20 protein-coding genes are annotated in these 22,358 nt (G+C 59.4%); 6 read left to right on the forward strand and 14 right to left on the reverse strand.

What is annotated here, in order from left to right; genetic code table 11:
* From HY962_02275 to guaD, 4 genes are all read left to right on the forward strand, one after another.
* The coding region (locus HY962_02275) for a T9SS type A sorting domain-containing protein (GenBank protein ID MBI5645731.1) at positions 1-335 on the forward strand (335 nt) is incomplete at its 5' end.
* On the forward strand, positions 332-772 hold the full coding sequence (gene dut, locus HY962_02280) for a dUTP diphosphatase (protein MBI5645732.1): 441 nt from the start codon (positions 332-334) through the stop codon (positions 770-772). The genes HY962_02275 and dut, both read left to right, overlap by 4 nt.
* Complete coding sequence (locus tag HY962_02285; protein MBI5645733.1) at positions 769-1,479, forward strand: sulfite exporter TauE/SafE family protein; 711 nt, start codon at positions 769-771, stop codon at positions 1,477-1,479. The genes dut and HY962_02285 overlap by 4 nt, the downstream gene beginning before the upstream one ends.
* A 2-nt stretch (positions 1,480-1,481) precedes the next feature.
* The gene (guaD, locus tag HY962_02290) at positions 1,482-2,771 is read left to right on the forward strand and encodes a guanine deaminase (GenBank protein ID MBI5645734.1); all 1,290 of its coding nucleotides are present in this window, start codon (positions 1,482-1,484) and stop codon (positions 2,769-2,771) included.
* Positions 2,772-2,797: 26 nt separating this feature from the next.
* Here the strand turns inward: guaD and HY962_02295 are convergent, their stop codons facing one another.
* From HY962_02295 to HY962_02305, 3 genes are read right to left on the reverse strand one after another with little or no spacing between them, the layout of a single operon-like run.
* Entirely contained in the window at positions 2,798-4,015 is a 1,218-nt protein-coding gene (locus HY962_02295; protein MBI5645735.1) for an MFS transporter, read from the reverse strand.
* Between the two features lie 10 nt (positions 4,016-4,025).
* Positions 4,026-6,470, reverse strand: coding sequence for a tetratricopeptide repeat protein (locus HY962_02300; GenBank protein MBI5645736.1), 2,445 nt, complete (start codon positions 6,468-6,470; stop codon positions 4,026-4,028).
* Entirely contained in the window at positions 6,457-9,516 is a 3,060-nt protein-coding gene (locus HY962_02305; GenBank protein ID MBI5645737.1) for a choice-of-anchor D domain-containing protein, read from the reverse strand. Before HY962_02305 ends, HY962_02300 begins: the two co-directional genes overlap by 14 nt.
* 200 nt (positions 9,517-9,716) lie before the next feature.
* Here HY962_02305 and HY962_02310 point away from each other — a divergent pair, with 200 nt between their 5' ends.
* Complete coding sequence (locus HY962_02310; protein MBI5645738.1) at positions 9,717-10,511, forward strand: YIP1 family protein; 795 nt, start codon at positions 9,717-9,719, stop codon at positions 10,509-10,511.
* An 85-nt stretch (positions 10,512-10,596) separates the two neighbouring features.
* Here the strand turns inward: HY962_02310 and rpiB are convergent, their stop codons facing one another.
* The 8 genes from rpiB to HY962_02350 form a co-directional block, all read right to left on the reverse strand.
* Positions 10,597-11,028: a ribose 5-phosphate isomerase B gene (rpiB, locus tag HY962_02315; protein MBI5645739.1), complete on the reverse strand. Its 432-nt coding sequence runs from the start codon at positions 11,026-11,028 to the stop codon at positions 10,597-10,599.
* A gap of 13 nt (positions 11,029-11,041) precedes the next feature.
* Entirely contained in the window at positions 11,042-12,250 is a 1,209-nt protein-coding gene (locus tag HY962_02320) for a hypothetical protein (GenBank protein MBI5645740.1), read from the reverse strand.
* Between the two features lie 11 nt (positions 12,251-12,261).
* Entirely contained in the window at positions 12,262-13,437 is a 1,176-nt protein-coding gene (locus HY962_02325; GenBank protein MBI5645741.1) for a hypothetical protein, read from the reverse strand.
* A 122-nt stretch (positions 13,438-13,559) separates the two neighbouring features.
* Positions 13,560-15,047, reverse strand: a complete 1,488-nt coding sequence (glgA, locus tag HY962_02330) for a glycogen synthase GlgA (GenBank protein ID MBI5645742.1) — start codon at positions 15,045-15,047, stop codon at positions 13,560-13,562.
* Between the two features lie 73 nt (positions 15,048-15,120).
* The gene (locus HY962_02335) at positions 15,121-15,879 is read right to left on the reverse strand and encodes a SpoIID/LytB domain-containing protein (protein ID MBI5645743.1); all 759 of its coding nucleotides are present in this window, start codon (positions 15,877-15,879) and stop codon (positions 15,121-15,123) included.
* 24 nt (positions 15,880-15,903) lie between these two features.
* Positions 15,904-16,392 carry a hypothetical protein gene (locus HY962_02340; GenBank protein MBI5645744.1) on the reverse strand — a complete coding sequence of 163 codons (489 nt, stop codon included), beginning with the start codon at positions 16,390-16,392 and terminating at the stop codon, positions 15,904-15,906.
* Between the two features lie 84 nt (positions 16,393-16,476).
* Entirely contained in the window at positions 16,477-16,878 is a 402-nt protein-coding gene (locus HY962_02345) for a hypothetical protein (protein ID MBI5645745.1), read from the reverse strand.
* Between the two features lie 51 nt (positions 16,879-16,929).
* Positions 16,930-17,508 (reverse strand): alpha/beta hydrolase, encoded by a 579-nt coding sequence (locus HY962_02350; protein ID MBI5645746.1) that lies wholly within the window; start codon positions 17,506-17,508, stop codon positions 16,930-16,932.
* 280 nt (positions 17,509-17,788) lie between these two features.
* Here HY962_02350 and HY962_02355 point away from each other — a divergent pair, with 280 nt between their 5' ends.
* Positions 17,789-19,444, forward strand: a complete 1,656-nt coding sequence (locus HY962_02355) for a lamin tail domain-containing protein (protein ID MBI5645747.1) — start codon at positions 17,789-17,791, stop codon at positions 19,442-19,444.
* Between the two features lie 119 nt (positions 19,445-19,563).
* On the opposite strand, the gene HY962_02360 is transcribed toward HY962_02355, so the two are convergent.
* The 3 genes from HY962_02360 to HY962_02370 all read right to left on the reverse strand — a co-directional run.
* Entirely contained in the window at positions 19,564-21,234 is a 1,671-nt protein-coding gene (locus tag HY962_02360) for a response regulator (protein ID MBI5645748.1), read from the reverse strand.
* Positions 21,231-22,025, reverse strand: coding sequence for a hypothetical protein (locus HY962_02365; GenBank protein MBI5645749.1), 795 nt, complete (start codon positions 22,023-22,025; stop codon positions 21,231-21,233). The genes HY962_02360 and HY962_02365 overlap by 4 nt, the downstream gene beginning before the upstream one ends.
* A gap of 167 nt (positions 22,026-22,192) precedes the next feature.
* A partial coding sequence (locus HY962_02370; protein ID MBI5645750.1) for a hypothetical protein occupies positions 22,193-22,358 on the reverse strand: 166 nt, incomplete at its 5' end.

Below are 22,358 nucleotides of genomic sequence, written 5' to 3' on the forward strand. Positions count from 1 at the left end.
CCGATGAACTCGGACCGATTCACGTTTTCCTGTCCGAACCTGAACTGCCTGGATTCCGCATCCACGGCGTGTATCCGAATCCCGTGAGTGCGGCATCCGGCGATCCCGTCTTTCTGCGTTATGAACTCGACGAGGCGGCCGACGTGCGTGTGGCGGTGTATGATGCGTTGGGACGCGAGCAGGCGCTGCTCTTCGAGGGTCCGCGCGCACAGGGCCTGCATGAATCCGCCTGGTATCCTGCGGCCGGCGATACGGGCTTCCGTACAGGTATGTTTTTCCTTCGTGTCACCAGCGGATCGCGATCGACGACCGCGCGTGTGACCGTCGTGCGATGATTCCGATCACGCGTCTGCGCCCGGGCTTCGACGACATCGCGCTGCCCGAGTATGCCACCGAGCATGCGGCCGGCGCCGACCTGCGCGCCGCCATCGACGAGCCGATCGAGCTGCACCCGGGCGACATCGTCGCAGTCCCCACAAATCTGGCGATCGCACTGCCCGCTCACCTCGAGGCGCAGGTGCGTCCGCGCAGTGGCCTCGCGCTCAAACACGGCATCACTCTGCCGAACGCACCCGGCACCATCGATGCCGACTACCGCGGCGAAATCAAGGTGATCATGGCCAACATGGGCCGCGAATCCTTCCGCATCGAGCGCGGCGACCGCATCGCACAAATCGTGATCTGCCCCATCGAACATGCTCGATGGGAGCTGACCGATTCACTGACCGATACTGCGCGCGGAGCCGGAGGTTTCGGCTCGACAGGACGATGAACTGGTTCCTTCTCGTTTCCGCCGCGTCCATCGGCTTTGTACACACACTGATCGGCCCCGATCATTACCTGCCTTTTATCATGATGGGCAAGGCGCAGGCGTGGAGCCGTACCCGCACGTTATGGGTCACCTTCCTGTGCGGACTCGGCCATGTTCTGAGCTCCGTTCTTCTCGGTATCGTGGGTGTTGTGTTTGGTGTGGCCCTGCATCGACTCGAGTTGATCGAGTCCGTCCGTGGCGATATCGCCGCCTGGGCTCTTATCGCCTTCGGCCTGATCTATGGCGCCTGGGGATTGCGCCGCGCGCTGCGCGGGCGTGCAAGCTGCCACGCGCATGTGCACACGCATGACGATGGCACGGTGCACACGCACGGTCACATCCATGCCGACGCTGCCGCACACAATCATGCGCACACGCCGCGCGCGGTCATGACTACGTGGACCCTCTTCACGGTATTTGTCCTCGGTCCTTGCGAACCCCTCAGTCCGCTCCTGATGTATCCCGCCGCCTCCGAGAGTATCGCGGGCATGGTCGCTGTCGCAACGGTCTTTTCTCTCGTGACTATTGCCACAATGATGGCAATGGTCTGGGCAATCTCCGCCGGCGTTGCGCGTGTGCCGCTTGGTGCGATGGAGCGGTTCACCCATGCCATCTCCGGCGCCGTGATCGCCGTGGCGGGAATATCGATCCAGTTGCTCGGTCTGTGACCGTGGAACCCTTTACCCTCCTTGCTCCCATTCTCTCGCCTGAATCGGCGACATCCGCGTCATGGATTCCGCATGGCGCTTTGTCGGTAGACGGCAGCGGCCGCATCCTGTATTGTGGTGAGCATGGCGGGCTCCCGGAAACTCTCGCGGGCCTTCCGACACGGATTCTCGACGGTGTGCTTGTGCCGGGTTTTGTCGACTGCCACACGCATCTGCCGCAATATGACTGCCGCGGTAAATTCGGCGTCACTCTTATGGAGTGGCTCGACCACTTCATCTATCCGGAAGAGGCGCGATTCGCCGATGAATTGGTTGCGCGTGATGTCGCCCGCCGCTTTTTCCACGGCCTCCTCGAGGCCGGCACTACCACCGCCGCCATCTATTCATCCGTCCATGCGCGCGCTACATGGGTTGCGTTCGAAGAGGCGGAGAGAGCGCGCCTGCGTGTCATTCTCGGAAAAGTGCTCATGGATCGCGACGCGCCCGATGCCCTTTGTGAACCGGTCGCAACGGCCGTGCGCGAGACGCGCGCCCTCATCGAGGCCTGGCATCACAAAACGCCGCGCCTGCTCTATGCCGTCACACCGCGTTTTGCGCCTACGTGTTCGCCCGCATTGCTCCGGGCCGCGGCGGACATTGCCGAGCAGACCTCGGTGTACGTACAGACGCATCTCAACGAATCACCCGCCGAAATTTCGCTCGTGTCCTCGCTGTTTCCCTCCGCTTCGTCCTACACGCGTGTGTACGACGAGGCCGGACTACTCGGCCCGCGCACGATTCTCGCCCACAACATTCATCCCGACGACAGCGAGCTCGATCTCTGTGAAGAACGAAATGCCGCGGTGGCGCATTGCCCCGACTCCAATCTGTTCCTCGGGAGCGGCCGCTTCCCGCTCGAGCGCTACGATGGACGATCGATCCGCATCGGCCTCGGCTCCGACGTCGGTGCAGGCACCTCGTTGAGCATGCCGGTTGTCATGCGCTCGATGGCATGGGTACAAGGGCGCAGTCTGCACCCCTTCGCGCTCCTCTACCACGCAACTCTCGGAGGTGCGCGCGCCCTGTCGCTCGGCGATGAGACCGGGACATTGCGCGCGGGGCTCTCGGCCGACATGGTCGAGATCCGCATCGACGAGCATTTTGCGAAGGGACGCCACCTCACGGATTTGCGGGCCATCGAGGCCGCCTCGGCTGTGGTCTACAGATCGGAGACGCACGACATCCGTCGCGTCTGGATGGGTGGGGAACTGCTCTACGATCGAGACGGTCCGGGATCGCTCATACCGGAGTAGCGGATCTTTTTATCCGCTGACCGCCGTTATAACACGTCCCGCAGCGTGGTTTCTTCGTGCGCCGCGCGCATGCGGCGTTGATACGATGGGATGATGTGGATCAGGAACAGTGCCGCCGGGATGAGCAGCAATACCGACTGCACGGTGAACATGGTGCGGAAGCCCGCGGAATCCGCCAGGGCGCCGAGCGACAGTGCGCCTCCGCCAATGCCGATGTCGAAGGCGGAATACAATGTTCCGTTTGCGGCGCCGCGCCGTTCGGGCTCCACCAGGTTCATCGCCATGGTCTGGTACGCCGGTATGGCGATGCCGAAACCGACGCCGAGCAGAATGGCCGACGCGGCATAACCCGTCTGCGTGGGTGCGATGCCGAGCAGCAGCATCGACGATATCATCAGCAGATACGCGGCAATGAGGATGGGACGCGGACCATAGCGGTCGAAGAGTCGCGCCGATCCGATGCGTGACGCCATGGTCCCCAGAGCGTCGAGCGTGAAATACACGCCTGCGCTCGGCAATCCCTGTTCGTCTGCGTAAAGCGGCATGAAGGAAATCACTGCGCCCCACAGTGTGGTGGTCAGCATAGTCGCCGCCGCGAGCCAGGCCACGCGCGGTTCCAGCAGCGACTGCAGCGAAAGGCGCGCCTCCGCGTCGCGAATGACCGCGTGTCGTGTGAACACGGCGATGCAGCCGGCCGCAAGAATGATCCCCGCCGCGGTCAGGAACACAGTGTCGAACGATGAGTAGTCGAGCAGGCCGAGACTCGCGAGCGGACCCACCGTTCCGGCCAGTGTGAACGTCAGTCCGAAAAACGCCAGGCCCTCGCCGCGGCGCGATTCCGGAATCAGATCCACCGCGGCGGTGATGGTCGCGGTCTGTGTCGCGCCCCAGGGAAATCCGAGCAGGGCGCGGATGGCGAGCAGCGCGCCCAGTGATCCAACCAGCGCATGCGCGGCGTTGAGTAGCGAGAAAAATGCGAGCGCGATCAACAGCACGATGCGCCGTCCGTAACGGTCGAGCAGAAAACCGAGATAGGGGCGCGACAGCACGGCCGTGAGCATGAACACCGCGGTCAGCAGGCCCACGTCCCCGCCGCTGGCGGAAAACTCGCGCGCCGCAAACACGGGAACAAGCACGATGACAAAATTCAACGCAACCGCGACGAGGAACGATGCGGCGAAATGCAGCGAAAAGTCCCGCGTCCACAGCGGCACTCGATGCTCGTTTGCCGCTTCGGGTGTCATGGGCGAATACCTACAGCTCGATGATAAATGTCGATCCCTTTCCTTCTTCGCTCTCCACTGTCACGCTGCCGCCGTGCAATTCGATCACCTGCTTGACGATCGACAGCCCGACACCGGTCGATGGCTCTCCGGCCGTGGGTCGCGCAGACAGGCGCTGAAACTGCCCGAAGACGAGCATCTTGTCGCGCTCGGTGAGGCCTGGACCCTCGTCGCGCACAGCGATCTGCACCTTGTCGAGTTTCACAACCGTCACATATATCGACGCGTCGAGAGGTGAAAATTTGATCGCGTTGTCGACAAGGTTCGTGACCGCTTCGCGCAGGCGCTTCTCATCGGCCATCACATGCAGCGGACCGGCCGACCCGACCGTCAATTTCAACTGCTGCCGTTTCTTCTCCGCCAACGGCCTGTATTCGTGCACGGCCGCTTCCACTAGCGGAATCACATCGACGGCGCGGAAATTCAGAATGATGCGCCCCATTTCAAGTTCCGACATGTCGAGCAGATCGTAGAGCAGCGACAGCATGCGGTTTCCCGATTCACGTATCATCCCCGCCAGGTCGCGCGTCTTCGCCTGATCTTCCGTGTCGCCCTCGATGATCTCGGCAATCCCGATGATCACGCTCAACGGATTTTTCAGATCGTGTGAGGCGATGCTGAGCAAACGCGTTTTAATGGAACTCGCCTCTTCGGCGGCGTGCCGCGCCCGCTGTGATTCCTCGAGCAGTGTGGCTTTGATGAGCGCCGCCACCGCGTGTTCACGGAACCGAATCCAGCGGTCGATCTCGGAGGCGGGGAAGGAATCGCGGGTGCTGTAGTTGTCGAAGAGTAGTATGCCCGCGAGCCGGTGTTCGATCTCGATGTCGAGAACGAGACGTGAACGAGGACAAACGCCGGTGCATGAGTCGGATTCGATCGCATCATCCTTGAAATGGAAGATCGAAATTCCTTCACCGATCTTCTCGACCGTCGCCACGTTTCTGACCCAGTCCCCGGTAAGGATCGGCGCCGCGAGCAGAACGGGACCGCCCGCGCTGTCGTCCATGCCGAACGACGACAATACCCGAAAACCGTCGGATTCGTCGTCGTACACCAGCACCGCCGCCTTGTCGGCCTGCGGAAACAATGTGCGGCCCAGTTCGAGCAGGGCGCGAAACAGGCCGTCAACAGATACCTGGTGGTTGATCGTTTTCACGAGCCGGTCCACTGACTCGAGTTCCTCTGTGCGCACGCGGTACGCCTGCTCCGAACGTTTCTTGAGCTGGAAGCGGTTGAACACAACAAGCCCGAGCGCGGCCAGCAGAACCATTCCGAGAATCATGGCGTTCCGGAGAATTTCGTCCTGACGCGCCTGTGCCTCGCGCAGCTCTTTCGTGCGGCGCAAATCCCGGTTCTCGTGATCACGAAGCTCGAGCTGTCGGCGAATCTGAAGGTCTGCTATTTTTTTGCCGGTCTCGACCGAGAATACACGGTTGGTGAGTGTGTCGTGCTGCAGCAGGTACGTGAACGCCGTGCGGTAATTGCCCTTCGCTGCGTATGTGGCAGCGAGCTCCCGCGTATCCGAAAGCAAGGCGTGGTCGGCGCCGAGATGCGTGTTGATGCGCATCGATTCCTGCAGATTGTACAGCGCCTCGTCGTAGCGTCCCAGCTTCCGCATGACGAGTCCGATATTATGGAACGTCGTCGCGACAGTGAAGTGGTCGTTGATGGAGTTGCAGATCGCGCGCGCGCGCAGGAAGTACTCGAGCGCTTCGTTGAATTTGTTCTCGTGCAGGAACGCATCGCCGATGTTGTTCAGCACGATGCCCTCCAGCTCGCGATCGCCCGCCTGCTGCGCCAGCTCGAGCGAGGCGCGGAAGGATGCGATTGCCCCGGCCTTGTCTCCCTTCTCGTCCTGAATCAGTCCGATGTTGTTGCGTGCCGTCGCGATCCCCGCCTTGTCGGATATGCGCTCGCAGATCGCGAGATCTTTCTTGTAAAACGTGAGCGCGCTGTCGAACAGCCCTATGTCATTGTAGATGTGGCCTATGTTCGTGAATGCGAGTGAGAGGGCGGTTGTGTTGCCGGTTTTCTCCCCTATCGCGAGAACGTGGAGGAAGTGCTCCAACGCCAGCTCGAATCTGCCCTGTCCGTAGTGATAGAGGCCGACCATGTTTAACGCGCGTGCTCTCTCGCCATCGAGCTGCAGACTGTCGGCGAGTGCCAGCGCTTCATGTGCGTACCGTATCGATGCGTCGGGCGTGTTCTCGGATAAGCGGATCGAAAGCTCAAGAAGCACGGCTATGCGCCGGCTTCCGGAGGATGTCTTCAGTACCGAGGCGAGACTGTCGCTTTTGGGATCGATGTGCGGCATCGACCGCGCCGGTGGAATGAGGCCCAAGACAAGTGCGACGATACAGACGAGCGGCCACACCGCCCGCGGCAGAAGGATACGGCTTGTATTAACGGACGACAAGAATCCTCGCTTGTGCTGTGGAGACGGTGCCATTGCCGTATTCGGCGGTCACGGCCACGTGATACAGTCCCGCGGGCAATGAAGCTGCATTCACGAGCGCGCGGTTTTCACCCGGGGTATATCTGCCCGTTATCGGTGTGGTCACATCACGACCAAGCGCATCCGTGACACGGGTCTGAACCATTGCCGCCTCGGGAAGCACGAACGTGACCATGGCGCGGTGCGCCGTGCCGGGTCCGACAGGATTCGGATATGTCGATCCGATAATCAGTGCGGACGGGGCCTGTGGTGCCTCGTGCGCCCCGGTGTTTGTCGGCCGCCCGATGAGGATCGCCGCGACTTCGGGATTGATGATGTCGGAGGACTCGATGCGCAGTTGCGCGGATTTCGGCCCCATCGTTTTTGGATGGAATGACACGGGAATGAGAACCGAGCTCCCCGGTCCGATCGGTGTCGCGGGGGGAGGCACGAAGCTGAAGTCCGCCGCATCCGTTCCCACGATGCGATGATTGGCTGTAAGCAGTTCCGCGCTTCCCGCGTTCTTGATCTCGAGGTACAGCGTCTTTGTGCTGTCGGTGTAGACGAAACCGAAATTCACCGTGTCGGGAATCAACGTGATTTTCGGATTGATCGCTTCACCGCGCACTGTCACACGATAGGCCGGTTCAGCGGCGTCGTCGGATTCGATCAGCAGCGTCGTGGTAAAGGGTTCGGGCCGTAGCGGCGCAAACACGATCTGTATCGAATCTGTTGCGCCCGGATTGATGAGGAAACTGCTCGGGCGGACCACCTGAAACATCATCGAGTCCTGACCGACGAGTCTTTCCTCGTTGATGCGTAGCAGTTTGCTGCTTGCGTTCGTGATACGCAATTCGAGCGACTTGATCGTTCCCAGCCGGATCTTGCCGAAGTCGAGTATCTGTGGTGCATGTGTCAGCGCCGGTGTGCCTGGCGGTATTCCGTGGCCGATCAGCGGCACTGTCGGCACTCCGAGCGGCGCGTTGCTGATCACTGTCGCAAGCCCGCGGTGAATACCCGTGTCCGGCGGTGTGAACTGGATGCGCGCAGTCGTGCGCGCACCCGGCGCGAGTGTGGTGTCGCCCATGCTCGCGATGGTGAATCCGGTGCCGAGCGTGGTGAGATTCGAAATGCGCATTGTGCGCTCGCCCGCGTTCTCGATGGTGAAGGGCAGTGTCTTCGTCCTGCCCGTGGACACGTCACCAAAATCCAGAACCGCGGGAGTGAGAAACACCACGGGCGCGGGCGTGTAGCGCAGTGCCACGCCGAAGTCTCCCGCCAGCCAGAGGTGACCGTCGGGCAACGCTGAAACGTCGCGCAGGCCTGTCGAGGGGTAGTCCGTGCGATGAAACGTCGTTCCGCCGTCACTCGTTCGCGCGATCCCGCGGCTCATGAGAAGAAAACCGTTCTGCGGATCGGTGAACGCGACGCGGTACACGACGTCCAAACCCTGCTGCGAACGCGGCGACCATGTGCTCCCGCCGTCGAAGGTCTGATACAGCTTCACCTGTCCACCCACCCAACCGTCCGTGGGAGAAGTGAAGTGGATGGTGTACAGGTTCGACGTTGTTCCCGGATCGTGGGTGCTCCAGGTCGCGCCGCCGTCCGTTGTCTTCCGCACTGTGCCGCCGTTCCCTGCTATCCATGCCACATCGGCCGAGAGCGGATGTACGGTGTTGTAGTCATTATCGTCGGGCGCCGCGAGAGCCCATGTGGCACCACCGTCCAGCGTGCGCGCGACGGTACCATGATTGCCTGCGAGCCATCCGATGTTTCCGTTCAGGAAGCGGATCTGATTCACCTGCCCGAGCGAGGCGAGTGTTTGTGTGCTCCATGTCGCGCCGCTGTTATCGGAAACATGCACTTCACCCTGAGGGCCGCCGGCCACGATGCGTGTGGCGGATACCGCGGCGCCGCAGTGAATGGGCAGTGTTCCGGCCTTGTTGTCAGACCATGTTGCGCCACGGTCCCCCGTGAACTTCACGAGCCCGTCTCCGAATATCCAGGCGCTGCTGTCGCTCACACCCGTGACGGCCGAGAGATGCGCGCGTGTTATTGCCGTTCCGAGCTGCGTCCACGTTGCGCCTCCGTCGAGACTGCGGAACATTCCGCCGCCTTCGCCTGTCAGCCAGATTTCGTTTTGTGAACGGACAATGATGTTCTGGAATGTGTACCGCAGCGAACTGTCCACGGTAACCGTCCGCCAGGTCTGCCCGGCGTTGACCGTTTTTAGCACTGTTCCTGTCGATGTGCTCAGCAGCCATCCGGTGGTCGGATCGGAGAAACGAATACACCGCACGGACAGGACGCTGAGTGTCGTATCGCTCCAATTCGCGCCGCCGTCTGTTGTGCGCAATAATGTTGTCGGTTTTTGCAGTGCAAAGCCGTGTGTTGGCGAAATGAAATCCACTGATACGATGTCGGTCGGCAGCGGCCGCACGGTCGACGTCCATTGCTGGCCCCCGTTCGCGGAACGGTAGATCGCTCCGGAGCCGCACACGGCAACGATGCTCGACGCGTCGGGGAAGGCGACGTCGAAGACAACGGCGTTTGTACCGGGATACCGCTTGGTCCACGTCAATCCGGCATCACCGGTGCGTGCGAGTGTGCCCACGCTGCCGAAGCCCCAGACGCCGCCGTCTGGTGCGCGGCGGAGCTTCTGAATGGGCATGCCGTTGGGTGGCAACTGCTGCCACACGCCTCCGGCATCGTTGCTGCGCAGCAAGGTGCCGGTGTTCGAGGCGACAAGTCCCGTGTTCGCATCGGTGAAAAGCACGTTCAGGCAGAGGAACGGCGTCGGACGCAGCGGGGTGTTGCGCGCACTCCATGTCACGCCCTCGTCGGAACTACGAATGATGGAGCCGTTCCCTCCGACAACCCAAATCGTCGCGGGGCCTGTGCCGGACGTGACAAACGTGGCATCAAAGTACTCGTTGCCCTCGGGCAATGGATTCAACCAATGCCACTGGCCGTTTGCCTGTGACAAAACGCAAAATATCATCATGATGAACAGACGGTATCGGGTCATGGAATCGCCTCCGAAATATATCGATTGAATTCGCTCAATATAGCCATTTTCCGCGTCGACTCAGCAGGGGGTGGCGCAAAAAGTGTTGCCCTGAACGAGCACCGTACACGCTCAAACACGGATTGTACAATGCCCTCTCTTCTGCTACATTGTAGGTTATAAGCACATAGGTTGACCGCCACCAGCAAGGATGGAATTCCATGTCCGAATTGTACGAACAGCAGACGTCGCAAGCTCCAGCGGAAGAGACGCAGACAGCAGAACTCGTCGAGCCGATGACGATATCCGATAAGTTTGTCGGAATATTCTCGGAACCCAGCGCGACCTTCCTCAACATCCGTCAATCGGGACCACGCGTCTCCGATTGGCTCGTGCCTCTGCTTGCATTGACCGTCATCCTTCTTGCCGGGACGTTGATCCGTTTCAGCAATCCGGAGTTTATGGCCGATATCATGCAAAAGCAGCAGGAGGCCATGCAGCAGCAGGTTGAGAGCGGAAAAATCACCCAGGAACAGGCCGATCAATTCTCGGAACAGATGGGTTCAATGGGCGGTTTGCAGAAGATCTTCTCCGCGATTGGAGTCATGATCGGCGTGCCGATCGTCTTCTTCCTTGTCGCGCTTGTATACTGGCTGCTTGTGCGCTTTGTGATGAGAGGTGATATCAGCTTCACCATGCTGCTGTCCGTCTACGGTCTGACGGCCTATATCAGCATTGTCGACCAACTGCTCAGCATCCTGCTCGGATACGCGCTGAATAATTTTTACGCGACACTGAGCCCGGCCGCGTTCCTTACTCCGGATCTCGCGAGTCCGGTCTATAAACTGCTCAGCAATCTCAATCCGCTGTCGATCTGGGCGTACTTCCTCTTCGCCCTGGGCCTGCACCATGCGGGATATCTCTCGAAGGCCAAGGCCTTCGGACTCGTTTTCGGACTCTGGATCGTCTGGGTGCTCGGTTCCGCATTTATCTCGCTTCCGTTTATGGGCGGCTGATCCTGCCTGCCATATACACGCAACGATGCCGCCCTCGGACGTATCCGCGGGCGGCATCGTTCGTTTTTGAGTGATCTCAGCGCGGCTAGGGCAGCTCTATTTTCACGAGACGGTCTACATGACGGCCGCCTTCGAAGCCGGTCTCGAGCCAGACGGTAATCATTTCGACCGCCAGTTCCCACGGCACAAGCCGCTCTCCGATGGCAAGCACGTTTGCGTCGTTATGCAGGCGCGACATCCGCGCCGCTTCAAGTACCTGGCAGCTTGCTGCGCGTATCCCTCTGTGACGGTTCGCCGCAATACCGATGCCGAGCCCCGTGCCGCACACGAATATTCCGCGTGTGCACTCGCCGCGTAATATCGCTTCCGATGCACGATGCGCGTAGTCGGGATAGTCCGCGCGATCCGCGCTGTGCGTCCCGTAATCTTTCCATTCGTGTCCGAGTGACACGAGCAGTTCCTTGAACTTTTCCTTGTACGCGAAGCCCGCGTGGTCGGATGCGAGTGCGATCGTCATTCCTGCATCCTTCTCAGTCCGCTTCGCGGCGTGTGAACCAATTCTCGCCGACACTGATGCTGAATGAGAAACGGACCATGAGGCGGCTGCCGAGCAAATTGCTGCTCGCGCCGCGCACTCCCGCCTCGAGCGATAGATCCGCGCGGCTCTCGGCCCAGACCGGAAAACCGAATCCGACCGTGCCGTAGGTTTCGCTCTGCGCTACGCCGTCGAGCAGCACGCTCAGTTTCTGATGCGCCACGCCGAAGCGCAGCAGCGATGCACGCAGCATGCCCTGCGAGGATGCGGATCCCGTCTTCCACTCCGCTCCCGCGCTGATGCGGTACCCGGTTGTTAATGCGGGCTGCACGATGCCGAACACCCGCGCGCCTGTCCAGTCCTGGATCGCAACGTCGGCCGCAATGAGCAAGCGCGAATCGAGTTCGTAGGAAAGCCCGTACTGATATCGGACTGGTATGTCCTGAATTCCATCCGCGCCGCGCACGGTGGAGTCGTGTGTCGCATATTGGAAATGCAGGTCGCGCGATGCGTCGAGTTCCGCCGATGTGGCGACGGAGGCGCTCACTGCGAGCCCGTCCGGACCTGTAAGCACTGCGCCCAGCACATAGCCGCCGCCGCCATGACTGGTGGACCGCCGCTGTGTGGTGGTGAAATAGTCCGCATCGTCGAAGTCCACCACCATCTCGTGTTCCGCCGTGCCGAAGTACCAGCGCGCCGCGGCGCCGATGTTCAGCCACGGAAGCGGACGCACGGCCAAGCCGATGCTTGCAAAGGCAAGACCGCCGGAGCCGCTGTACGACGAGGTGTATGTCTTCCCGCCCTCGCTTCCGTGGGCGTTCAGTTCGTATCCGATGCCGCTCAGTTGGTGCAAGCCGGCCGACAGTCGCGTGCGAATGGATTCTTCGAAGGGAATTGCGAAATCGAGGGATTTGAAGGCAAATGATCCGTACGAGAGCGCCGCGCCTTTCGACGAGGATTCGTATTCGTAAGATCCGCTCGCCTGCAAACGGAGATTCGACAGGAATGTCCACGCGGCGGGATTGGTCGCGTGTATCTCGTACGACGAGCCGACGGCGGCCCCCGTGTAGCCCATGCCGCGCTGACGAGCGCCTGCTAGGTTGTCGAGTTCCCCGATTCCGAATCGTGAGAGCACCGATCCACCGTTCTGTGCCTGCGCGGCGAAAGGACAGAGGACGAGGAGAAGGAGGAAAATTCGTCTCATGGCCGTCTCCGTCAGGGTTTGCGTGTAAACGTGACGGTCAATCGCGGCCGCAGCTCCGCTGCTGCTCCGGGACCATAAAATGCCAGCAGATCCAGGTCGCCCGCCTCCTCCACTTTGACGAGAACAAACCCTCGGTTGCGCTCGGGATGATTTACCCACCGCTGTACAATGCGGGTCATGGCGAGGCCTTTTGCAATGATGCGTTGGCCCGAATCCGGTGTGGAGATCGTGTATTCTGATCCGACCGACCGCGTCGCGGAATCGCTGAGTTCGTACACACGCACGGAATCGATGCCGCGGATGTTTTTTCTCGTGCGCGACGGATCGATGGTCAAGCGGAGTGATGCAGCGTTGACGATGCAGCCGGGAGGGATCGCGCTCAAATCAAAGGCCACTGTGCCGCGCCACGACAAACCGCCGTGCACCGCAAGCTCCGTGACCGCAGGGGCCGGACCCGAAGCGATAAATGTGTCCTCGATCTGCAGCGGAACGAGTGTGGTGTCCGCGAGTCCATCGCGCGCAACAACTACTCGTATCGTCGCGGGCTTCCTGCTGCTCTCTGATGCGTCGAAAGTGTACACGGTGTTTGTGGCTCCGGTGGGCTCGAGAAGCAGACCCCACACACCCGTCACCTGGCCTCCGCTCTCGCCGTTCGCCCAGGAACGAATGAGCGTGGAGTCGAGCTGAAATTGGATGCTGTCGCCGACGGGTCCATTGTATTGGCCCGCGGGAACCGGATCCGTCGTCAGCGCCGCAAGACTGTCGGACGTGAAAGTGTACATGCTCCACTGTTTGCGCACGGCATGAGCGTTGAACGAGAGTGGGCCCGATGCCTGTCCAAAGGAAAAGGGCGAGGCATGCAGCGTCACGGTTGCCGAGACAATTCGCCCGCCGCTCGCGAGATCGACCGGCCACCCTGTCCATCGCAGCAGTATTCTGCTCGTGTAATCGCTGGTCTTGCCGAGTGGAAGGAATGTCGAAGTGTTCCCGACGGAGGGGAGGATGAAGGTCGAAACACGCGCATCGCTGTTTGCACCGCGGCTGTCGTACACTTCGATGCCGGCAAGATCTGAATCAGGAAGAAGATCGATGCCTGTTGGTGATGCTTCGTGGCGGCAGCCCGGCATGCAGGCGAGTGCGAGCAGACCGATCAGAACGAAAAATGAGCGTTGGTAGTGCATGGGCATGGGGATTAACCGGAATCGGCCGCGCTCGCGCGCTGCCGGCCGCGCGGTTGCACGGCCGCGGAACCTAGTCACGGAGGCCCTATCCCGGCAAGGGAAAAAGGCCGCCCGGAGTTCGTCTCGCATTATTTCTTTTTCAGGAGATTGGCGTACAGGTCGATGTAGCGCTGCGCCGACGCATTCCACGAGAAGTCCGTTTTCATTGCACGGTGCATCGCGGCAGTCCAGGCGTCGCGGTTCTTGAAGGCGCTGACCGCACGTTTGACGGCCTTGTGCATGTCGGCCCCCTTGTAGTTTTGGAACACGAATCCGTTGCCGGTTTTGGGTTTCTCATCGAGATCAATGACCGTGTCGGCAAGGCCGCCTGTCGCGCGTACGATGGGCAGTGTTCCGTACTGCAGACTGTACATCTGATTCAGTCCGCACGGCTCGTATTTCGACGGCATCAGAAACATGTCGCTTCCGGCTTCGATCAAATGGGCAAGGGGTTCGTCGAACCCGATGTGTACTCCCATTTTCTTGGAGTTTTTCTTCGCGGTCTTCGTGAAGAATTCCTCGTACTTTTTCTCGCCCGATCCGAGAACGACCAACTGGAGGTTCTCACCGAGCAATGCCTCCATTTTCTCCTGCACAAGATCGAAACCCTTCTGGTCAGCAAGACGCGACACGATGCCGATCACGGGCACGCTGTCGCTGTATGGCAGGCCGAAACGTTCGCAGAGGGCTTTTTTATTCTCGACCTTTCCGGAAAGATCATCAAGGGAAAACCGGTTGGGAATGAGCGTGTCCGCGCCGGGATTCCAAATCGCGGTGTCCATTCCATTCAACAGCCCGAATGTATGTTTTGAACGCTTCTTGAAAACACCCTCAAGACCGTATCCGTATTCTTCACTCGAGCGGATTTCTTTTGCGTAGGTTTCGCTCACCGTGGTGATCGCGTCCGCATACATGAGTCCCGCCTTAAGCAGATTCACGTTGCCGTGAAACTCCACGCCGTCCATCCCGAAAGCGCTGGCAGGAAGTCCTGTCTTCTCGAATGAGGCCTTGGGAAATACTCCCTGGTATGCGGCGTTGTGCACGGTGAAGACGATGCGTGTGTTTTTGAATAGCGGATCCTTCGCGTACACTGTCTTCACGAGCGCCGCAACAAGGCCCGACTGCCAGTCGTTGAGGTGAAGGATGTCGGGTTTCCATCCGAGAAGCTTGATCGTCTCGATCACACCACGACTGAAGAAGATGAAGCGGTCGTCGTTGTCCGGCCACGGCTCTTTTGTTGCGGGATCGACGTACAGGTCCGCGCGGTTGTACAGCTCGTCGTTCGCGAGGAAGTACACCTGCACCTTCGTTTTGATGTTCGTTAGAAACGACGACTTCACGCTTCCCAAAAGCGTGCGCTCGCCCACCTCGATCGGAATGTCCGTCAGTCGTTTGATGTCATGTATTTTGAACCGACGATCGCTGACGGCAGCGAACTTCGGCATGATGATGCGGATGTCGTGACCCATCTCGCGAACAACCTGGGGAAGCGCTCCGGAGACGTCGGCGAGGCCGCCGGTTTTTGCGAACGGAACAACTTCGCTCGAAACGAAGAGTATACTCAGGGGTTTCGACATATGTTCTCCGGCAATTCGTAATCAATTGGTCGTGCAACCTGCAAAAGTACGGAAAATCGGAGAAATATACAATTTACGGGGAGGAGGCGACCACCGTGGTGCCGGGGAAGTATGCACGAAGGATCTCTTCGCACGTGTACCCTTTCTTCGCCCGGTCAAGCGCGCCCGTCTGGCAGAAGCCGATTCCGTGCCCGTTTCCACCGCCGCGGATCGTTACGCGTGTGATCCATCGGTTCTGATCGCGCTCGATGACAAGGTCAAACAAGGTGCTGCGAAGCGGAGAGAATCCATCCGGTCGTCGCAGGACCCAGCGCAAGCGGTCTCCTTCAAGCTCCACCGGCCATTGTCGCGCGCGGTTGCCGAACACCACCCTCAGTCGTGCGACACGTCCCGAAGGCATACGGTGGAGAATTGCGAGATCGAGCAGATGCAGTGTGCGGTCCGGACCTCCGCGCTCGAGTGAATCATGCGCGGCGCCGAGGTTCGCGCGAAGTATGTTTTCGATATCGTCGCGGGAATAGGATTCGGTCCAACGAAACTGTGGAGAGGAGGAGCAGTACATGCCATGCCTTCCTGCATCGCGAATACCTGCCAGATACGGTTTTGACTGCGGCCTCCCCCACACCAGCGACACGGCCTCCGTGCTTCCGCCGCAGGTCCCGTGATAATAACACTCGGCATATTTGCTCTCGTAGCTCAATGCCAACCCCGCGGTTTCGCGTACGGCGCGATCGGTTGCAACCGAACTGCGGCTCGATCCCGTGTAGACCTGATCGCGTGTGTCCGCATGCAGATCAAAGAGTCGGGCGATCGGCAGTTCGGCCTTGCGCATGGCATACGTGCGCGCAAGTATCGCCTAGGCTTTGACGCCTTCGATTTCTGCGGGGTTGCGATCATACCCGATCTCGTTCGGCACGACCCCGCGCAGGTATCGTTCAAGGGCCACGATGTTCACGAGGAAAAGGCGTGCACCGTCGGTCGTAACCAGTAGCGTGTCGGGATACCTCGTGCGACCCACAGTAAATGCACCGTCTGCGTCGCGCGGTGTGCAGCGCACTCCCTGTCCACAGTCCAATTCCGTTTTCCCGGTGCGCGCGACAAGATGGCCTCGTTCGTTCACGGAACAGTACAGCGCCCCCGAATCCGAAAGGATGTAACGCGTGCTCTCGGTCTCGATCACCGCGCCCTTCTGTAATCCGATCACGGCCGTTGCCGCGGGATCGGCAATGGAGACGCGTATCGAGGGCCCTGGCCCGGGAACTGCCGTGCGATGCAGATCCGATGAGCATGATGCCAGCAGGCATATGGCTGTTATCAGAGCGGACGCGGTGTATGGGCGTGTCACGTGTTCACCTCCATGCCTCTGGATATGAAAAAAGGGCCCCACCTTCCGGTGCGCCCTGCGTAACGCTCGCGCCGCTGAGCGATGTCAGCGGAACATTGCTTTGATGCTGCCCCAGGTCCGTTTTACGGAACTGACGCTGTGCGAGACGGTCACTTCATTCGAGTACGACGGCGGACCGTTCTGCTCCATGATGCGGAGCCGGTACATGTACACGCTTTCACTCGACTTGTAGGCCGTGCGATCGGTAAACGTGTACATCGAGTTCGGACCCTTTGGATCCACACTTGCAACAGTAGTGAATTCGCCCTGCCAGCCGGCCTTTCGCTGCACTTCGAACACCGCCACATTCGCTTCGCCGCGTGTCTTCCACTCGAGCGTGATATTGTTCCCGTCGCTGCGTCCCTGGAAATACTCAAGGAACGCCCCGGCCACCCCGGTCAGAACCGGGAAGACGAGAAGAACAAAAAGGAGTAGGGTGCGTTTCATCGAATGGGACTCATGCTGCAACTGCAAATGTAGTCGCGTGCCGGGCGAATGTCAAGGGAATCTTCCGCCCAAAATGTCTTCGACGGCTGCGAGAACGGCTGGCTGGGGTGAGCCGTTAAAATGTCCGGCCCCGGGAACAACACGGATCTCGCTGCCCAATCGCTCCGTCCACAATGCGCCGTTTTCCTCGAAGTCGGGATTGAACGGATCGTTTGTCGAAATCAGCACAATGGATCGCGAAAGAACCTTCCGCGCCCGACCGAACTCAAAGTCCGTTTGACACCAGGGCTCGAGCGCGGGCCAGGGCTGTCCGACTGTCCACCACCCGGCTACAAATACCGCACCGAGAAATTGTCGCGGCGTAAGACTCGACGAGAGTGCGCGGATAATCGCCTGGCAACCGACGCTGTGCCCTACGAGCAGCAGACGGGTGTCGGCGGGAATGCCGTCTATGTGCCGCTGCACCGCGCCACTCCATGCTGCCGGGGTCGGATTGTCGGGTTCGGGCATTTCGGGGATATGTACAACGGCATCTGCCGCTGTGTGGAACCATGGGTACCAGTCACGGCCCGGCCTCGTTCCCCAGCGGCCGATGACGAGAATGGCGGGACGATCCTCGCGGAACGACATGACGAATCCTCTGCTGTGGTGTGTGATGGTGACCGTGGCAAGGTAGACCGCGGACGAGGAAATACAAAGCCGCCACATCCAGAAAAGTCGCTGACTTCGGGAACAAAAGAGCGGAATGGTGAGTACTATGAGGTAAGCGGACGTGCGTCCGCATGTACTTCGCGTATCTCCATGCAAGGGAGCAGGAATGATGAAGAAGTCTATTGTGTGTCTGCTGTTCTTTGTGTGCCTCTGTGTGCAGTGTGTACAATCTCACGCGCAGATTCGCATTAACGAAATCATGTACGCGCCACCATCCGGCCACAACGAATGGGTGGAACTGTATAATACGGGGTCGGCGTCGGTCGACATCTCCTCCTGTATTCTGCACGACGCGACAACTGCACGTGCACGAATTGCAGAGCAGCCGCTCCTGCTGGCTCCGGGTTCGTACATCGTGATAGCCGGCGACGCGGCGGTGCGGATGGAATTTCCCGGTCCCTACGTCCTGGTAGTCATGCGGGATTTCCCCGCATGGAACAACGGCGGCGACGATGTGGCACTGCTCGCACCCGATTCTTCGGTGCTGGACTTCGTCCAATACCGCTCCTCATGGGGCGGATCTGCCGGTCGGTCTCTCGAGAGAATCTCACTGACCGGACCATCGAACTCCTACGCGCAATGGGCGGGCTGTATCGATCCTCTGCGGGGTACACCCGGTGCGCGAAACAGCGTGGCGCTGCCGGACTACGACATCTCATTGGCCTACATCGAGGCTGCTCCGCTCGATGCCTCTCCCTCGCTCGACATTGCCGTGAAAGTGCTCGTGCGAAATACGGGTTCATATCCCGCCGAAGTATTCGAGGTCGGAATATTTGATGATGCCGACGGTGATGGCATCCCCGACACCTCGGTCCCCGGGCGCACCCTTCACAGTTCGGTTCCGCTTGCACCCGGCGACAGTTGCCTGCTCGAGGGCTTCTTCACACCCGGGGAGAAATTTATCCAAGCGCTTATTGTGGTCTCGGTTTTTCATGCGGACCAACGTAGCAGCAACGACACGTTGCATGCGGAGATCTCACAGCGTCTATCCCGTAACGTGCTTGTTGTCAACGAACTCATGTATGCGCCGCTGGATGGAGCCTCCGAGTGGATCGAACTTATAAATCACAGCGAGAGGCACATCGGGCTTGACGGCATCATGGTGGAGGGCAGAACAGGATCGGGTTCTGTGACGACCGTCGTTGTCCATGTACCTGGACGCGTGCTCGCGCCGGGCGACTTCATTGTGCTGGCATCCGACAGCAGCGTGCTGTCGCACTGTGGCGATCCACACGATACGCTGCAGATGCGGAGATGTGTTGTCGTGACATCCGGCGCGCTGGATCTTGGTAACGAGGGCGAGGATGTTGTGATACGTGATCGCACGGGTTCCGTTCTCGACAGCGTGCGGTATCATCCCGGACTCCACAATCCAAACGTCTACGATACACGAGGCCGCTCGCTCGAACGCCTGCATCCGGACTTTCCATCCGCCAGCACCTGGGCATGGAGTACAAGCGCCGATGTGTGCGGAGGTACGCCAGGCAGACGTAATTCCTTGTACACAGATGCCCCGCCGTGGATAGAACAGCCCGGTGCGCGGTGTACCCTGTCACCGAATCCATTTTCACCCGATGGCGACGGCCGCGAGGATCATTGTCTCATTCGGTATGAACTGCCCTCGGCTGTTGCCCAGATTCGTGTGCGTGTGTATGATGCTATCGGACGCTACGTCCGCACGATCCAGAGCAATAGTCATAGCGGACGCAGCGGTGAGCTGATATTTGACGGCCGTGACGACCGGCAAACCCTTCTCCCTGTGGGACAGTATGTCGTCCTCATTGAGGCGGTCGACTTCCATCGTGCCGATGTGGCGGTGATGAAGGCGGTTGCTGTGATCGCCACGCCGCTATAAGCTGCCGTCTCGAATGCTCGGGCTGCTCGTAGGATCTCGACCCGCCGGCACTTCTTCGGCGGGTATGCACCGCCTGGTCCTGCCGTGTACCACCAATCGCACATCGCGGTGATGGAGGGTTACACCCGCATCAGTTCGTTCATAATCTCTTTTAGCTCTTCGATCTGGAAGGGTTTTGAGAGATATCTGTTGCATCCCGCCGCGAGGCAGCGCTGTTTGTCCTCGGGAAACGCGTGCGCTGTGATCGCGATAATGGGAATGGTGTGGAAGGCCTGATATTCCCGTATCCGCCGCGTGAGATGCAAGCCGTCCTCCTCTCCGCGCAGGGAAAGATCCATGAGGATGAGATGAACGTTGAACCGGTTCAATGCATCCCATGCCTCCGTGCCTGACGAGGCGAGGAGTATGGTATACTCGCGCTGAAGCAGTACACGCATGTATTCCTGTGTCTGCACGTCGTCTTCGACGACCAGCACGGTGCGCAGCCCGGAGCCCGCCGGACCCGGAATGGCGACGGCATCTTCCTGCGCCGGCGCTTGCAGCGGAAGCTCCTCCTGGAATCCTTCGGAGGCCTGCGCCGAGAGGAAACGCAACGTGAATGTCGTTCCCATGCCCTTCCGGCTCTTGACGGTGATGCTGCCGGAATTGAATTCCACGTAACGCTTTGTGAGGGCAAGGCCGAGACCGAGTCCTTCGAAAGGCCGTGTGTAGCCGATGATCTCCTGGGAGAATACGTTGAACACCTTGGGCAGGTACTCGGCCGAGATTCCGATACCCGTGTCGGAAACCTCGATACATACACGCCGGTCCTGCTTGTACGTTCTAACTGTAACCCCGCCGCGGTTGGTGAACTTGATTGCGTTCTCGATCAGGTTCGTCAACGCCTGATCGAGGCAATACCTGTCAGCGATGATCATCGCTCCGGGATTCTCGTTGATCGTGTCGATCGTCAATCCCTTTTCCGTCGCGAGCGACCGCAGATCCAATACCAGCTTTTCGACCCGCAGGTTGACGTCGAGCGGTTCGGGATGCAGCTCGAACGTCCCGGCCTGGATGCTGGAGATGTTGAGAATGTGCTCGACAGTGCGCATCAGCCGCTGGCCGCCGCGTTCGATGCTCTCGAAGAAGGTGAGCTCTTCGCTGCGTATCCGGTCCGCAAGTTCGGCCATGATCAGCGAGCTGTAGCCCAAAATAACGTTGAGAGGCGTTCGTATCTCGTGTGAGATGTTTGCGATGAACGCATCCTTGAGTCGGTCCGACTGTTCGGCACGTTCCTTTGCAGCGATAATTTCGGACTCGGCCCTCTTGCGTTCGGTGATATCACGAATGACGATCTGGACCGCATCGCGTCCATCGTACGTGATCGGAATCGCCGTAACCTCGATGTCGATCACCTGGCCGTCGTGCCTGACGAATTTTTCCTCGATGAAGGTGATCTCGCCGGGGTCCTGAATGAACTGCGCGATACGTTCCTGCGCGTGCTCATAAAACGAGGTCCGCCCGTAGTCCGACAACGGCTTCTGTATGAGTTCCTGCGGATCGGCCGCGCCGAACAGCCGCGCACCGGCGTCATTCACATACTGGAATACACCCGCGATGAGCACTGCCATCGGAAATGGCGAGTAGTTGACAAGACGCCTGTAACGCTCCTCGCTCTCGGTGAGCACTTCGAGGTTGTGCTGCTGGATGGCGAACAGGCGCCGCTGCTGAATCACAATAATGACGATGATGCCCACCGTCAGGACAAGCAGCAGTGCCGAAGTCGGGAGTATTACCTCCAGAAGGTTCACGCGGAGGCTGCTCTCAATTTTTTATGGCTGAGATAGAACGAGTATGCGTACAAACAGTTGGCCGTGATGTTGAGCGCGGAATGCATGGTCCAAATCGCCTCTGTGGTATTGTCTGCGCGAAGAACACCGAGCGCTTCTTGTCCCAACGCGAAAATGATCAAGTTTCCCGCAAAATAAAACATAATAGCTGATACAACCCAAAAGCGTGGGTCCTCAAAAATGTGAACGATATCGTCACTGGTCAGATAGATCAGCGTGAGCACGGCAAGCGTGACAACGACTATACCTTCTATTGTTGTCGCAAAACTGTCGAACTGCTCTGTGCCCTTGATACCCTGGTACATTTTCGCAGCTATCAATATCACCAATACCACAGGGCCGGCAATTGACACTGCCTTCCTGCTGCGTCTTCCCATGTGCCAGGTATTGAAGATCATCATCAGGAAAATAAATTCCGCTATGGTGAAGATATGGAAGATCCAGAGGAGGTTCATGTCCTGAGGATTTGTACTCACATAATCAATGGCGATCCACGTCGCCACTTCCCCCAAAACTCCCGCCGAGACCAGGGCAAGAAGGATACGTAAATCCCGTGAAAGCGATGGCAGCAAAAAGAAGCCGAGAAAACATGGAAGAAGGTTGGAGAAGCGCGCGATCCTGAACACCGCGGGCATCTCTGGAACGCCGGGCGGAGGATTGATCCAGCGCAGTATCCACACGATCAGCAGCGCCAGCGTGAGGAACGCGGGGATGTAATGATAGGGAAAGCGATAAGAAGATTGGTCAGACACAGTCCGTTGTCCATTCTGCCGAAAAACCGCGGCACAAAATCCCGGGCGGCTCAGGCCGGAGTTGATGGTGTATGAAGGCGCGAGCGCCGGACACCGGAACAAAAATAGACCGCTTTCCCCGCGCAGTCAACAGCGCGGGGAAGCGATAATGGAAGCCAATGAGGGAATTAGCTGTTGAGTTCGTTGAAGAAACCGCAGTACGGCGGGCACGGAATGCTGCGCTCGAGCACGAATCCTTCCACCATGTCGTTGCCGTCGCTGCCGACGCCCACCAGCACCAGCACCGGGCGGCCGTCGTTTTCCTGCGCGTAGTAATACCGCACACCCACAACG

The sequence above is a fragment of the Ignavibacteriota bacterium genome (assembly GCA_016218045.1).
Taxonomy (GTDB): Bacteria; Bacteroidota; Ignavibacteria; order SZUA-365; family SZUA-365; genus JACRFB01.

Coding starts and splice junctions, on each gene's coding strand:
- dut (MBI5645732.1), top strand. CDS start 332: ATGATTCCGATCACGCGTCTGCGCCCGGGCTTCGACGACATCGCGCTG.
- HY962_02285 (MBI5645733.1), top strand. CDS start 769: ATGAACTGGTTCCTTCTCGTTTCCGCCGCGTCCATCGGCTTTGTACAC.
- HY962_02295 (MBI5645735.1), bottom strand. CDS start 4,015: ATGACACCCGAAGCGGCAAACGAGCATCGAGTGCCGCTGTGGACGCGG.
- HY962_02305 (MBI5645737.1), bottom strand. CDS start 9,516: ATGACCCGATACCGTCTGTTCATCATGATGATATTTTGCGTTTTGTCA.
- HY962_02310 (MBI5645738.1), top strand. CDS start 9,717: ATGTCCGAATTGTACGAACAGCAGACGTCGCAAGCTCCAGCGGAAGAG.
- rpiB (MBI5645739.1), bottom strand. CDS start 11,028: ATGACGATCGCACTCGCATCCGACCACGCGGGCTTCGCGTACAAGGAA.
- HY962_02320 (MBI5645740.1), bottom strand. CDS start 12,250: ATGAGACGAATTTTCCTCCTTCTCCTCGTCCTCTGTCCTTTCGCCGCG.
- HY962_02325 (MBI5645741.1), bottom strand. CDS start 13,437: ATGCCCATGCACTACCAACGCTCATTTTTCGTTCTGATCGGTCTGCTC.
- glgA (MBI5645742.1), bottom strand. CDS start 15,047: ATGTCGAAACCCCTGAGTATACTCTTCGTTTCGAGCGAAGTTGTTCCG.
- HY962_02335 (MBI5645743.1), bottom strand. CDS start 15,879: ATGCGCAAGGCCGAACTGCCGATCGCCCGACTCTTTGATCTGCATGCG.
- HY962_02345 (MBI5645745.1), bottom strand. CDS start 16,878: ATGAAACGCACCCTACTCCTTTTTGTTCTTCTCGTCTTCCCGGTTCTG.
- HY962_02350 (MBI5645746.1), bottom strand. CDS start 17,508: ATGTCGTTCCGCGAGGATCGTCCCGCCATTCTCGTCATCGGCCGCTGG.
- HY962_02355 (MBI5645747.1), top strand. CDS start 17,789: ATGTACGCGCCACCATCCGGCCACAACGAATGGGTGGAACTGTATAAT.